11 protein-coding genes are annotated in these 14,795 nt (G+C 49.1%); 4 read left to right on the top strand and 7 right to left on the bottom strand.

The window, feature by feature from the left end:
* Positions 1–3: 3 nt before the first annotated feature.
* From KWJ01_RS07325 to KWJ01_RS07295, 7 genes are all read right to left on the bottom strand, one after another.
* On the bottom strand, positions 4–552 hold the full coding sequence (locus tag KWJ01_RS07325; RefSeq protein WP_224995779.1) for an MnhB domain-containing protein: 549 nt from the start codon (positions 550–552) through the stop codon (positions 4–6).
* Positions 549–2,864: a putative monovalent cation/H+ antiporter subunit A gene (locus KWJ01_RS07320; protein WP_224995778.1), complete on the bottom strand. Its 2,316-nt coding sequence runs from the start codon at positions 2,862–2,864 to the stop codon at positions 549–551. Before KWJ01_RS07320 ends, KWJ01_RS07325 begins: the two co-directional genes overlap by 4 nt.
* 187 nt (positions 2,865–3,051) lie before the next feature.
* A complete protein-coding gene (gene nhaA / locus KWJ01_RS07315) occupies positions 3,052–4,413 on the bottom strand; it encodes a Na+/H+ antiporter NhaA (RefSeq protein WP_224995777.1) in 1,362 nt (453 codons plus the stop codon).
* A gap of 206 nt (positions 4,414–4,619) precedes the next feature.
* Positions 4,620–5,384 carry a LytTR family DNA-binding domain-containing protein gene (locus KWJ01_RS07310; RefSeq protein WP_224995776.1) on the bottom strand — a complete coding sequence of 255 codons (765 nt, stop codon included), beginning with the start codon at positions 5,382–5,384 and terminating at the stop codon, positions 4,620–4,622.
* Complete coding sequence (locus tag KWJ01_RS07305; RefSeq protein WP_224995775.1) at positions 5,365–6,516, bottom strand: histidine kinase; 1,152 nt, start codon at positions 6,514–6,516, stop codon at positions 5,365–5,367. Before KWJ01_RS07305 ends, KWJ01_RS07310 begins: the two co-directional genes overlap by 20 nt.
* On the bottom strand, positions 6,509–7,555 hold the full coding sequence (locus KWJ01_RS07300) for a sensor histidine kinase (protein WP_224995774.1): 1,047 nt from the start codon (positions 7,553–7,555) through the stop codon (positions 6,509–6,511). The genes KWJ01_RS07305 and KWJ01_RS07300 overlap by 8 nt, the downstream gene beginning before the upstream one ends.
* A gap of 105 nt (positions 7,556–7,660) precedes the next feature.
* Complete coding sequence (locus KWJ01_RS07295) at positions 7,661–9,121, bottom strand: hypothetical protein (protein ID WP_224995773.1); 1,461 nt, start codon at positions 9,119–9,121, stop codon at positions 7,661–7,663.
* 339 nt (positions 9,122–9,460) lie between these two features.
* Here KWJ01_RS07295 and KWJ01_RS07290 point away from each other — a divergent pair, with 339 nt between their 5' ends.
* The 4 genes from KWJ01_RS07290 (at position 9,461) to KWJ01_RS07275 (ending at position 14,723) form a co-directional block, all read left to right on the top strand.
* Positions 9,461–11,905, top strand: a complete 2,445-nt coding sequence (locus tag KWJ01_RS07290; RefSeq protein WP_224995772.1) for an outer membrane beta-barrel protein — start codon at positions 9,461–9,463, stop codon at positions 11,903–11,905.
* 78 nt (positions 11,906–11,983) lie between these two features.
* Complete coding sequence (locus KWJ01_RS07285; protein WP_224995771.1) at positions 11,984–12,298, top strand: hypothetical protein; 315 nt, start codon at positions 11,984–11,986, stop codon at positions 12,296–12,298.
* Between the two features lie 220 nt (positions 12,299–12,518).
* On the top strand, positions 12,519–13,151 hold the full coding sequence (locus KWJ01_RS07280) for a hypothetical protein (RefSeq protein ID WP_224995770.1): 633 nt from the start codon (positions 12,519–12,521) through the stop codon (positions 13,149–13,151).
* Between the two features lie 873 nt (positions 13,152–14,024).
* Positions 14,025–14,723, top strand: coding sequence for a cyclase family protein (locus tag KWJ01_RS07275; protein WP_224995769.1), 699 nt, complete (start codon positions 14,025–14,027; stop codon positions 14,721–14,723).
* The last annotated feature ends 72 nt before the right edge of the window (positions 14,724–14,795 follow it).

Below are 14,795 nucleotides of genomic sequence, written 5' to 3'. Positions count from 1 at the left end.
TCTTTAATCTTCCGACATGATAAAGGTGATTTTCAGCACTACGCCCATCACCAGCAGGTAAACTCCCAGGTCAAAGAGAATAGGCGTGCCTGGCTTGCCCAGGATGGGCAGGTAAAAGTCTGCCCAGAGTGCCGACATATAGGGCCCGCCGGAGAAAAGCATGCCTAAAACACCACTGCTTACCGCCAGTAACAAGCCAGTAGCAATGAGGTGCATGGGTTCCAGCCGGTACTCCCGTGCTTTACGGGCCTCTTTGGGCAGTTTTGTTTGCTTTCTTTGCCAGGTGTTGTTTTTCAGGGTTTGCAGGTAGGCCTGGGTACGGCTGCGGTGGTCGGCTCTGTCTTCTACATACAGGCTGAAATTGAAAAAGAGATGTACTACCTCCTTGGGGCCATAGACCATGGCATAGAAGATGTAGCCGATGGACCCGATAAGCCCGCCAATAAAACCGCCTCCGGGATGGTTGTGCCCCCGGAAGAGAATGTAGAGTGAAAATAGCTGAAAGACAGGCACCAGCAAGCGTATGGCTGTGCCCAGTATGCTTGTTTTCATGGTTTTTCCTCCTTATCCAGCTGAAGTTTAAAAAGCGCCAGGATGCCTATGGCTGCCACTGCCAGCACGGTTATTTCACCCAGGGTATCCATAGCCCGGAAATCTACCAGAATCACATTTACTATATTTCTGCCCTGGCCCTGCAGGTAGCTTGCCTGCCCAAAGTATTCTTTTAAGCGGGAGTCTAGCGGGAACTGTTTTACCAGCAGCAGCACATAGGTCATGGTGCCGCCAAAGAGCAGGGACACCATAATGTATTTTATCTTTGTCTGGATAGAAGTGAGGTTATGGAAAGAAGGGAGCTTGTGCAGCACCAGCACAAACAGCACCACCGTGAGGGTTTCGATGAGGAGCTGGGTAGCGGCAATGTCGGGCGCGCCAAAGAGAATAAAGAACACTGCTACTGAATAGCCAATAATACCCAGGATGGCAATAGAGGTAAGCCTTGACTTGCTGTTGTGCAGCATATAGAGGGCTGCCATGATGAGCAGAATCAGGACAAACTCATACACCCTTATGTTCATGATCAGGGGCAGGCGGTCCGCCAGCTCCAGCGAAGGGCTGTTGGGGATTAGGGCATAAGCCAGAAAACCCAGCAGCGTTAAAATAATGATGGTGATGTAATTGCGCAGGTAGCCGGTTTGAATGCTTCTTGTTAACACACCGGCAGCATCAGGCAGTGCTTTTACCGCTTTATAAAACAAGGTGCCGGGTCCGAAACGGTAAATGCGGGAGAGGCGCGGAACTAAGGCATGAAGCCTGTCGGTAAAACGGTAGAGCAGATAACCGAGCAGCAAGGTTAGCAGGCTTATGAACAGTACCATATTAAAGCCATGCCAGAGCGAAAGCTCAAAAACCTGCTCCTCACCAAGCATGGCCTCTGCCGCACGCCTAAGAATGGGGGTGGCCAGCATGGCAGGAATAAGGCCCAGCAAAAGGCCAAGGCCGGAGAGCATCAGCGGCGGTAGGTACAGCAGCGGTGTGTTGCCATGCTCCAGGGGTGTTTGCCTGCCGGTTTTACGCCAGAAGATACGATACCCCACCACAAGGGCTACAGCCACAAAGATAAGCCCGGAGAAGAAAGTAACAGCAAACATGGCTGTACGGGTGGTGCTCTCTTCCAGCGCAGCTTCGTAGAGTAGTTCTTTGCCAATAAAACCAAAAAAAGGTAGCACGCCTGCCATCGATAAGGCTGCCAGAGCACCAGCCAGGGCAGTTGGCAGCATCTTTTTTCCAAGGCCCTGCAGCTTGTTAATCTCGCGGGTGCCGGTGGCATGGTCTACATTGCCGGCTACCATAAAGAGGGTACCTTTGTAAAGCGCATGTGCCAGCAGAAATACAACCATCGCCTCCAGTGCCGGGGCTGACCCAATGCCTGTCATGGTTACCAGCATGCCCAGGGCGCTGATGGTGGTGTAGGCCAGGATTGCCTTTAGGTCGGTATGCTGAACAGCCAGAAAGGCACCAAGTACTGTTGTGCTGCCCCCAACAAGCATGAGGGTGTACTGCCAGACATCTGTGCCGCCCATTACCGGAGTTAGCCTTGCCAGCAGGTAAATCCCTGCTTTAACCATGGTTGCCGAGTGCAGGTAGGCGCTTACAGGTGTTGGGGCTGCCATTGCATTGGGCAGCCAGAAATGAAAGGGAAACTGGGCAGATTTGGTAAAAGCCCCTATGCAAATAAGGACAAGTGCAGGCAGGTAAAGGGCGTGAGCGCGAACCATTTCACCCCTGTTTAACAGTTCAGTAAAAGAGTAGCTGCCACTGGCATTGCCCAGCAAGAGCAGGCCAGCCATCAGTGCCAGTCCGCCACCACCTGTTATCAGCAGCGCCTGCAGTGCGGCGTTTCGCGATTCTTCCTTTTGGTGCTTAAAACCAATGAGCATGTAGGAGCTAAGGCTCGTTAACTCCCAGAATACAAAAAGGGAGAAGATGTTGCCTGCTGTTACTACCCCCAGCATGGCCACCATAAACAGCATCAGGTAGAGGTAGAAGCGGCCCAGCAGGGGATCACCTTTCAAATACCCACCCGCATAAACCATGATCAGGGTGCCAAAGCCGCTGATCAGCAGGGCAAACAGCAGGCTAAGACCATCCAGGTAAAAATCGAGGTTTATCGCCAGGGAGGGTACCCAGGCTTGGGTTTGCGTGATCAATGCTCCCTCCAGAATGGCTGGCAAACAGCTGCAGAAGTAAACAAAAGCAGCAAGGGCAGCCAGTGCCATAGGCACATAGGTATATTTGCCAGCAACCCGGTGCAGCAGGGGGGCGGCAAATGCTAAAATAAACCCAAGCAGCACTACAATTAACATAAGCGTAGCTGGTTCCTGCTTACAGGGGGTTCGGGGCTTTCCTTAGTACCCCAGCTGATCCTCATACAGGGATCAATGGCAGGCAGTTGAACTGTAAAAAATCTTTTGTATTGTTGGAGCACAAGCCAGGCCTAAGCCCATCCGGCAGGTTAGCTTAAAAGAGTGCTCCTGTTTATTATATGAAAAATTAATGCCTTCCTTCCATTACTTCATCTGCTGCCGGATCAGGTACTGCCGGAAGGGTCATGCGCAAGATTATATAGCCGCCAATACCTGCAATGGTTGAGCCTATCAGAATGCCCATTTTTGCCTCGTTCAGCAGTACAGGATCTGTAAAAGCCAGGTTTGCTATAAAAAGAGCCATGGTAAAACCAACCCCTCCCAGCAGGGCAAGTGCCATGAGCTGTACCCAGGTTGAACCTGTGGGCAGGCTGGCGATTCCAATCTTTACGCTTATCCAGGAGAGGAGGCCTATACCAAGGGTTTTTCCAACCAGCAGGCCAAGGGCAATGTTTAGGGTAAGTGCGCTGCTAAGGGCATCGGCCCCGCCGGCAAGCGCCACCCCTGCATTGGCCAGGGCAAAAATGGGCAGTACAAAATAGGCAACAAACCCATGCAGCGAGTGCTCCAGCTTTTGCAGAGGGGGTTCTACATTTTTGGCAGCAGACCTTACGGTCTCAGCAGAAGAAAGCTGTTCGTAAGAGAGCAGATGATCATCCGGATCATCTTCAAACTCTTTAAAAACCACCAGTCCGTTTTCTACCTCCTCTACAAAATCTCTTGCGTTTATTCTAGAGGTAATGGGTACAGTAAATGCTACCATAATACCGGCTATGGTAGGGTGCAGGCCGGATTTAAGAAAGAAATACCAGATCACCACCCCAACCAGCATGTAGAGTGTTTTCTTACGAACATTGAAGATGTTGAAGGCAATCAGCACCAGGAAAAGCCCAAGGGCAATGTAAAGGGCTGGCAGGTAAATTTCGCCGCTGTAGAAGATAGCAATGACCAGCACGGCACCAATATCATCCACAATGGCAAAGGCAGTAAGAAAGATTTTCATGCTTAGGGGTACCCGTTTCCCCAGCAGGCTTAAGATGCCAAGCGAAAAGGCAATGTCTGTAGCCATGGGAATACCCCAGCCCTCGGCACCGGGCTTTCCGGATTGCAGGAGTACGAAAAGGAGCGCAGGGAAAACCATACCACCAATAGCAGCAAAAATAGGCAGGGAGGCTTTGCGCATCGAAGAGAGCTCTCCCACCAGTACCTCGCGCTTGATCTCCAGACCTACCAGGAAGAAGAAAATAGCCATCAGGCCATCGTTCACCCAGAGGATCAGGTATTTGATCAGCGACCAGTCGCCCCAGGCTAAGCCCACTTTGGTATTCCAGAGATTTATGTAGCTCTCACTCCAGGCAGAGTTTGCCCACAGCAGGGCAAGGGCAGTGAAAAAAATCAGTAAAATACCACCTGAGGACTCTGTTTGTAAGAAGCGCTGAAAAGGCGAAACAATTACCCTTCTGAGTATTTTTCTTGTAGGTGTTGGCATGAATTACATTAAGCTTACTGTAGAAGTAAATTTCTTTCACGCCAAATTGTTATGGCTATTCCTGTTGCAATTGCATTGCCTGGCTTATTTATAACTGGTCTACAGGAGGTTAGTGGTAGGTTTTACAGCAAAGCTGTTTTATGCCTGGCGAATCCAGACAGATAGATAAAAGATCAGGAAGGAGTTTTCTTTATGGCTGCTCCAGTCTATATACCCCCGCCAAACCATTCCTTAAAGGGTGCTACTTTTTCGCGGCTTACAATGATCTCCTCCTTAAAATCGAAGGATGGGTTGATCTTAAGGCGGCTGTTGGAGTAAACCAGCACATCTTTAATGCCGGTGAGGCTCATGATGTAGCTTCTGTTTACCCGGAAGAATTGCTCGGGAGATATCATTTCCTCAATAGTCTCCAGCTTATAGTCTGTGATCATGCGGCGGCCGGCCCCGTTCACCAGGTAGGTATTGCGGCCTTCGGCAAAAAACAGCTGTATTTGCTCGGTTGGCACGGAGTGGATGTGGTCGCCGATTTTAACCAGAAACCTTTCTTTATACTGGGGCTTGCTAAGCTTTTTATAGATATCCTGAATAGACTGCAGCGGATCTGAGAAGGTACCGCTTAGCTGCTTTAGCTTATCGATGCTGGAAGAGAAAGCATCGTAGGTGAGGGGCTTCAGGAGGTAATCAATGCCATTAGCCCTGAAAGCTTCCAGGGCATACTGGTTATAGGCCGTAATAAAGATAACCGGCTTTTTCAGGGGCACCTGGTCCAGGGCTGCAAAGGAGAGGCCGTCGGCCAGCTGTATGTCCATCAGCAGCAGGTCTGCCTGCTGGCCCTTTTGCTGCAGTACATCAACTGCCTCCTGCACACTCTGGGCAGCACCAATCACTTCGGTCTGATCACTGTAGCGCTTTAAAAAATGCACCAGCTTCTCGTATGCGGGGCGTTCATCTTCAATGATGATTACTTTCATGTGGCTGTAGGTTAAGGGTAGGGATGGAGATCTGGTAGTATTCGGCAGCTGCTCCCGGTATACCAGGAGTTGTATGTAAGGGAGTGTCTGCAGTATTTTCCTGTACCAGTTCGGGAGAAGCCGGCACTGGTACAGCTGTACTATGCATTAGTACGGGCGTCCAGTGCAGGTCTTTGCCTGTTAACCAGGCATACTGCTGGTGCAGGGCTTTCAGTATATTTTCAAGTGCGTGCTGGTGTACGAGCGAGAAATTAGGCTTAAAGCTGATGACTAATGCTTCCTCATGCTGCCTAAAGCTTATGATCAGCGGGGCCGCAAAGGAGCTTAGCTGCGATTGGGCAATGGCTTCTGTAAGGCGCACCAGGCTGCCCGGTACTACCATGCTTTCCGGGTTCTGTATATGGGTTTTCAGCTCCAGCCACTTGCCGGAATGGGATAGCAGCTGGTGAAGCTTTTCAATTACAAGCAGTTCATCTTCCAGTGGTACAAGCTCCTCCTGCCTGCGCAGAAAATAGTGGTAGAGCTCGGCAAGCAGGCTTATGCCGGCATCTGCAGCTTCTGTTTGCCCTTCCCTTATTTTCAGGATTACGTGCTCCAGGCCCGAGAACAGAAAATCTGGATGAATGGTATAGCAAAACTGGTAGATCTGCTGCTCCAGCTCCCGGCTCTTTTCTTCTTCGGCAGAAAACTTTAGCTGGTATTGGTGGTGCAGCCATACAAAACCCAGAAAATAGCTCTGGTACAGCAGGGCAATAAACAGAAATATGCCATTGAACACCTTTAGCTCGGTATAAAAGCTAAGGATGTAGTGCATATCCAGCCGGTAGCGAAAGTAGAGGATCAATAACCCGCTGGTGATGAGGGCTGTAAGCAGCAGGGCCAGCACCAGCTTTAGGCTGCTTTTGGTCCAGAAGTCTTTGCGCACCTTAGAAAAGCTAACAGCCAGCAGGCGGTTGGCCTCCAGCACGGCATAGCTCATACCAATGCATACGAGCAGCTCTTCGTTAAAGAAGTTTTCCAGTACACGGCTGTGGGTATCAAATGCCAGCAGCACCAGTAAATAGGCAATGGCACCAAAAGCCAGGGGGGCCAGCAGTCGAAATAAGGGGCGGGTGGCGGGGTTACTATACATAAGCCTCCTTCTTGCTGTTGGTAATGTAGGGCAGCTGCACCTTAAAACTTTCGGAGTTTTGTGTTACCACCACATTTTTGGCTGATAAATGCTGGTAGCGCTCCTGCAGGTTGCGCAGCCCTACCTTGCCCGATTTAAGGTCCTGTGGTGGGCGTGTAATGTTGTTTTCTACTGCAATGCCTTCAGGGTGCGCCTCAATGCGTATGACAACAGGTGTACTGGTGCTGGCAACATTGTGCTTCAGGGCATTTTCTACCAGCAACTGCAGGGCCATTGCAGGAATTTTCTGTTGCAGGCATTTCTGGTTCACAGTTTTCTCCAGCCTTATCCTGTCGCCAAAGCGTACCTGCATCAGGTGAAAAAAGCTATCCACCACCTCCAGCTCCTGTTGCAGGCTGCTTAGCACTTCATTTGGCTTTGCCATAAGGTACTGAATGTTGTGGGCCAGCTTGCGCAGGTAAATTTCGGCACCGGCGCTGTCGTAACTAATGAGGTTGGAGGCAGTGTTGAGTGAGTTAAAAAGGTAGTGCGGGGTTAGCTGTGCCCGCAATACATCAAACTGCAGCTCCTTCTGGCGCCGCTGCGCTCTTGTGCGGGCAAGGGTTTCTGCAGCATAGCGGTAATAGGCATACCAGGAGAAGTCAATAAGGGTAAAGAGCAAGCTCAGCAGCAGGCTTACAATAGCCGCCGTTAAGCGGAATATTTTCAGGTTATCGGGCTGATAGAGGCCGGTTGTGGTAATTATCTCTTCCAGCAGTATGCTAAGCAGCCATGCAGAAGCTACCCCCAGCCCCCAGAGCAGGAGACAGGATAGCGCAAAGCGCAGGCCCGGGTAGTGCCGCCAGGCTATACGCCTGATCAGCGCCTCATACCCCAGCAGAAAAAGAAGGCTCCCTGCTGCTGCTGCACCTAATACAGCCCCAGTTTGATCTGCCAGGGCAGTAAACAGGGTAAGTTTGCCGCCCAAACTGTACAACAGGTAGAAGAACAGCCCAAGGCAAACGGTGAACACAGCAAAAAAGGAGGCAGCTTTATTCATGAGAAAGGGGGGAGGCGTTAGTTGCTGCATAAGATGCGGGAGGGAAAAATTGCCCTCCCGTATGCTAATATAAATATAAAGATGAAGAGATTTTAGTACTGTAAATCACTGGGCACACTTCATTACATTGCCGTAGTTGAAAGTGGAATTAATTGACTTTGCGGCTTCCTGTACCGCTTTCTTTACTTTCTCGCTCTTGCTCTTATGACATACCTGCAGCAGCACTTCTGATTTGTTGTGGTCGCTTTGTATGGTGCTGGCACTGGCAGCTAGTTTTGCCAGCTGGTCATCATTTAAACTGCCTTCGTTCAGGGCAGCCCTCAGTACCTCGCTGCGGTTGTGGTCGCTCCTGATGTTCTGGCTTTCGCGCAGAAACAGGTCGAAGTGCTCCTCGAAGGCCGGGTCGGCTACCAGCATGCGCATAAATTCTGATTTGTAATGATCTGACTGCAGCTTGTTAAGTGTACCAAAGAGGGCTTCGTAGTTTTTAATGCTTAGTTTGTGTGTTTTTATCAGCTTTTTAAGGCTTTCGGTAGCGTAGTGTGCAGAGCCTGTCTGGTTAATGCTGCTGATCACATAGGTTACACCCGCAGGGCTCAGTTCCTTTTGTGTGTTTAGCACCATGGAGATGGTTTCTGTGCGATAGTGGTCGGAGTTAACGGTCTGCAGCAGGTTACCCAGCAAAAACTCCAGCTGCTCGTCGGTAAGCTGGTTGCTCCTGACCATCCGCTTGAGTACCTCAGATTTATAGTGGTCGCTGTTTATGGTGCCAATAAGCTGGAGGGCCTGCTTGTTATACTGTGCAGGCAGGTTTTTGCTAAATGCCAGTTTTACAAGCTCTGTTTTATAGTGATCTGATTGTACCGTATTAATGGCATTCAGGTACTGGCCCATGTTTTGCTGGTTGGCCAGCAGCTTATCGCTGTTGTTTTTAAAGATTTCGTAGCGGTAAAAGTCGGAGTCCACCTGTTTGCCAATTGCTTCTATCACAGAGGGCACTTCGCTTTCCTTTATGTTTTTCTTCAGGAGCAGCTCGGCATATTTTGCCTTAACATGATCGCTTTTAATGTTGCCCATTTCGACAAGCACTGCCCTGACACCACCCCGCTGGTAAAAGCGGTCTACACGACTTTCTGCTCCAATGGTGGTGTTGCGCAGCAGCTCCGGCAGTATATCGGCCAGCCATGCTTTGCCGGCAGGTTCAAAGGGTACTGTACGGCCACCTTCCTTATACTCATGGCTTAGCGTGCCCCCCGTGTTTTTTATAAAGATCTCCCGCGTATTGCCAAAGGTGGTTTTCTTTATTTTCAGAAAGCCACCCTCACTAATGGCAGAAATACTCCTGTCGTCGGGGCCAATGGTAATGGTGCCGTCAATTTCAACATTCAGGCTTTCATTGTCGTTCTGGATCTTCAGTTGGGTAGAAGACTCCCTGTTGGCGCTGTATACCTTTACATTGGAATGCTGATGCTGTGCCTGTACGGCAGATACGAACAGGGTAAAGCTAAGTACGATGCTAAGCAGGAGCCGCAGCGTAATGGAGTAGTATGTTAATGGTACGTACATATCTGTGGTGTTTTTATTTCTGATCCAAAATTGCAATGCTTTGGCAGCGAAAAAAAGCAAGAGGTAACCAGCTGCACGATAGCTGTAGTGAACTGTAAAATTTGTGTAGTAAACTGCTGGCTGCTTTCTTGTTCTCCTGGTAAAATAGGCTAAATCTCTGCCTGATAGCCGTTTTTGGCCTTTTTGCCGCTGTTTTCTATCCTCATGAGCATCTTTGCTGCACAAATCCTGCAGTTCACTACACGCAGGCGGCAGTTGGTTGCAATCTGTTTTTAAAGGTGCGGGTGTCATCCCAACTTTGAGCTATCAACCGAGCAAAAAAACAAAACACCGATAGCGATGACACCATTTTTCCAGCTCTCCATTAAACTAAGCCTGGCCTTACTTTTAAGCGTACTACTAAAACCTTTTGGAGTGCAGGCACAAACAACTTCTGGTATAGAGGGTAAACTAGTAGATGATGCCCAACAACCGCTGCCCTATGCCAATGTAGTACTCTTTAAAGGGGAGGAGCTGGTAACAGGTGTTGTGAGCACCAAGGATGGCAGCTTTTCGCTACCCCTTCAGCAGACGGGCAGCTACTCCATACGCATTACAGCCATTGGCTATAACGATTACACCCTGCCTGCCATTAATGTGCCGCAGCTGCCTTTCCATAAAGATTTAGGGATTATTACCATACAGGAGGCAGTAGAGCAGCTTAATACGGTGGAGGTTGTAGCCAGTAAACCTACCATTCTGCTGGAAGACGATAAGCTGATCGTAGATGTGGAAAGCTCTACCCTGGCAAATGGGGGTACTGCTTTGGATGTAATAAGCCGCTCTCCCGGGGTGCTGGTAGATTCTGACGGCAATATTTCCCTGAATGGCCGCCAGGGCACCATGGTGATGATCGATGGCAAGCCTACCTATCTTTCTGCCGCCGAGTTGCAGCAGTTTCTGGCCAGTATGCCGGCCGATGGTGTAAAGAGCATAGAACTGATCAGCAACCCATCTGCCCGTTACGATGCACAGGGCACGGGTGGCATTATCAACATCAGGCTAAAGAAAAACAGCCTGCGCGGTACCTTTGGCAGCCTTAATGCGGGCAGTGAGTATAATGGAAAGTTCTCTTACTTTGGCGGTGCCAGCCTTAACTACAAGCAGGGAAAATGGTCTGGCTTGAGCAGCCTTGATTACCGCAGCAACCAGCGCGACATTTACCACAGCCTGTATCGCCGCATAGAAAGCGGAGAAGGTACTACCGTAATAGACCAGCACACCAACCGCTACTATGGCACCAACTCCCTTTCCGGCAGAACTGCGCTTGACTTTGAGCTAAAGGAGGGCCACAGCATAGGGGTTGGCGGCAAATACACACAGAACTGGGCAGACAGAAGCTCTTCGGCCCGTGCAGATGTGTTTGCCGGGGGGGCAGAAGACTTCAGCTATACCGCCGATGAAGCAACCGACAGACCATTTAAGCAGTGGGGACTTAACCTGCATTACACAGGAGCGCTCGATACACTGGGCAGCACCCTTAGCCTGGAGGCAGATTTTACACAGGTAGCTTTCGATAACATCAGCCAGTTCCAGAATCACTACTTTGGAGAAGAGAGCGGCAACAGGCCCAGCGAGGAGTTCTACTCCTCAAATCCCGTTCAGTTTGATATTTATTCCATAAAAGCTGATTATAATAAGAGCTACAGCAATGGGGGCAAATGGGAGGCAGGCTTTAAAGGCAGCCGTGTACTAAGCGACAATAACTTCAGGATGTGGGCAGCACCAGGCAGCCAGCTGCCGGGCGGCATCGACAGAAGCAATCATTTTCTGTATGAGGAATCTATACTGGCCGGCTACCTGATAGGCCACTATAAGCTTAGCAAAAGCTTTAAGGTACAGGCAGGCTTGCGGGCAGAGCAAACCCTGGCAGAGGGCTATTCCCGGAGTCTGGAGCAGAAAACGCCCCGTCGCTACCTCGATTTCTTTCCCAGCATGGTGCTTAGCCAGCAGGTAGACAGCAACTACCAGCTAACCTACAGCTACAGCCGCCGCATCAACAGGCCCTCTTATGGCTGGCTCAATCCCTACGTGCTGTATGTAGATCCTTATACCTCCATACAGGGCAACCCCATGCTGCAGCCCGAGTACTCACATGTTTTTGAAGTTAACCAGGTACTGCACCAGGATTACCAGCTAAGCCTCACCTATACTTTGGTAGATGATAATATTGTGCAGGTGCCTTTTCAGGATGACGAAGCTGCCACCACCACCTTCAGGCTGGTAAACCTGGAAAAAAGCCACCAGGCGTCTCTACGGGCAATAGCACCCATTAAATTTGCCCGCTGGTGGACTGTGAATAACACAGGCGTTCTTTCTTACAGCTCCTATAAAGCCTCCCTGGAGGGTTATGTGGTAGACAACAGCAGGTGGAACGGCTACCTGCAGTCGCAGCACAAGTTTACGCTCGCAAAGGGCTTTACTGCAGAAGTTAACGGTACCTACGTAAGCCCCGAAGCCTGGGGTGTGCTGCGCCTGAAAGGCTTTGGCTGGGTGGAAGCCGGTGTAAAGAAATCCCTGTTCAACGAAAAACTTGATGTAAGCCTCAACTTCAACGACATATTTCGCACAGATGTGACCCGCTTTACAGTGGCGTTCCAGGACCAGGATACCCGCATGAGGCAATACGCTAACCTGCAGAGTGTGCGCCTTTCCCTCCGCTATAAATTCAGGAAAGGCGAAAAGTTTGAAGGTCCCGGAAGCAGGGGCAGTAACAGCGAAGAATTGAAAAGAACAGGCGGCTGATCCCAAAGCCACTGTAACCCTCAGCAATCACCAATTATTTCTTCAGTCAGATATTACAAAACTTAAATTTTTGAAATTATGAAAAAGCTATCAGTCCTTTTACTTTTTATCTTACTGGTACCAGCCTTTGCACAAGCCAATGGTACCGAACCCACCGCAGCAAAAAATGCATTAGCAGTAGATGACCCTATCCTGTACATTGACCTGGAGAACAATTTCTGGTTCCAGGAAAAAGTACACATCCACATCAGCGATGCCGCAGACAAAACCCTTGTCAGCAACGCCTACAGCCGTGAAGAGCTTCAGAAAGACAAGGCATTAAAAGACCTGCTCCGTAAAAGCACTCTCTACCTCACCATTGGTGATCACTACTACTTCTTCATGGAAGAATAGGGTACAGGATCTGCCGGGGTTGTATGGTTGCGCCAGCCATCATAGCAGTGAATACTCCTTGTGGCAGAGGTGGCTGGTATTCAGTTACCTCTGCTATTGTTTTGTATGAGCAGCTTGTAACTCGCAGGGCTGGCGAATGATGGCTGTTTATGCTTATGATTATAATAACTTTAAATATTATTTTGTAGTTTAATGGATAGCAGACTGTAACACCACCTATATGAAAAGGATATCCATTATATTTTTCTTCCTTTTGGTTTCTGCGTTTGCGATAGCACAGACTAAAAATTTTGAATTGCTGAATCCTGATGCCATTGAACTAACAGAGGAACAGTTAGCCTACCTGACTACCCGAATGTGGAAAGTAAACAGCGTTGATACGCAAATCAGGGATGAAATAGTAAACACCAAAGGCTGGGCATTTCTGGAGTTTGGTGCAGGCAATGGATTTGAATATGGCGGCAAGAGCGGGAATTGGGCGTTACTTGAAAATAAGTACTTCCGGTATCAGTTGAATAACCCGGAAGATGAAGCCAGGCTTAACTTTGGGGGGATTTATTCAGTAACAAGCTTAACTGACTCAACCTTAGTCTTATCCAAGGTGCTGACCAGTGCCCGTGATATGAAAAGAACAATTCACCTCTACAATTTCAAATACTTTTACGATAAACGGGCGCCAGAAATAAAGTATCCTTACTGGGGGGAAGTGAGTAATAAGGTATTGGATTCAATTAGCCACCTTAGTGAGGAGACTTTACTGAAAGTGGGAGATTTTCATGGATTGCGTTTGGTAGGAGATACCATTCATATCCATACACCAGACACTATCGTCAAGATTAGAAAGAAGGATTAAATGAAGTACAAAGTTGCCGAACCCCACGGGAGCCACCTGCTGCAAGCATAGTGCTCCGGCAGCCCACCCCCTATACAGAAATAGTACTACTTCAGGCGCTCCTTCTGCTGCTCATGCTAACCCTGACGTTTATGGACCAGAATTTTACTCATCTGGCAAGTTGCGGGGGTGTTAAAGGCCTAACAACCAGTTTTAAGGCTGCTTTTTGCCTGTTTTAAGGGTGTATGAATTGTTAAAGATTATTTTTTATTTTAATGATGGGATCTGCTAACTATCATGTAGATTCGCACCATCAAAAGACAATTAGCCTTAACAGTGTTACATGCTGCTGAAGCCTGCCCGGGCAGAAAGCTGTTACCCAACCTAAGGCTGAAAGAAAATCAGGAATTTCAGAGGAGTTTAAAGAAAGCAATACTATGTTTTTGTTGTATGGTTTAATTTGCAGTGCTGTTGCAGCTACTGGCACTTGGTTTATGTATACAAACTACCGCAAGCCAAAGCCTACAAAGACTTTGCAGCGTGTGGAATTTGAAGAGGCGCTGATTGACTTTACTCCCAAAAAAGGGTACCTGCCCTTGTTTGAGAGAAATCACAGGCTAACCTAGTCAATCCAAGACCACAGGTTTGCTTAAAGACAGAGAGGCGACTCCGGGAACATATCAGTACCCGGGGTCGCCTTTTTTAAGCCGGGAGGGTGAAGAAAGCACAGCTCCTAACAAATAATCATACCTTCTGTGGCAACTATGCTGCAGCCAGCTTTTCAGTCAGCTGTTCCAGGGCAATGGCTTTGGTTTTTAGTACTCCTGCATAGCTCTTTTTTTAGGCAGCCTGGCAAACATTTTTTATTTTAACAGTAAAGCAGAGTATTATCAGATGTTTGAGATAATAGACCTAAGCCAGGAGATTTTCTCAGGAATGCCGGTATACAAGGGACTTCCGGAGGTGGAAATAAGCATGCACAGCTCACATGAGGAGTGGGAGGGAATTACAGATGCGGCCACCGTTTCTCCCAGTGTGAATAGACTGGCGCTGAGCGAGCATACCGGCACACATGTAGATGCGCTAAGCCACATGAGCCGCCAGAACAGGGGGCAATCAATCGAAACAATGCCGCTCTCCATGTTTTACACCGAAGGCATTTGTCTTGACTTCTCCCATAAAGGTTTCAGGGAACTGATTGAAGCCTCCGAAATAGCAGAAGCCTGTGCCAAAGCAGGGCTCGAGATCAGGAAAGGTGATACCCTGTTGCTCTACACCGACCACTACAGAAAAGCTTACGGTAGCAGTAACTGGGTAAACGGCCCGGGGATAAGTGCTGATGCAGCCCGCTGGTTAGGCAGCCTTGAAATAGCAGCCTTTGGTGTTGAAACCATGTCGCCCGGGGTATCCGGTCTGAGCAACAGGGAGGTGCACCACATCTGTGGAGAACTTGGTTTTACCCACTACGAAAACATGATCAACCTGCATTTGCTGGTTGGCCGCGGGCGTTTTCGCTTTATAGGACTCCCGCTGAAAATAAGGGGAGGTACCGGCTCTCCGGTGCGGGCGGTTGCAGTTTTTGAGAAAGGCTAACATTTGTGGGCCAAACCAGCTGCCTAAGTATACTTTTTAACATGCATACAAGAGATTGGATCAGTCATAAAT

It is taken from the genome of Cesiribacter sp. SM1, from assembly GCF_020178975.1.
GTDB lineage: Bacteria > Bacteroidota > Bacteroidia > Cytophagales > Cyclobacteriaceae > Cesiribacter.
This window is presented reverse-complemented; position numbering and strand designations above follow the sequence as displayed.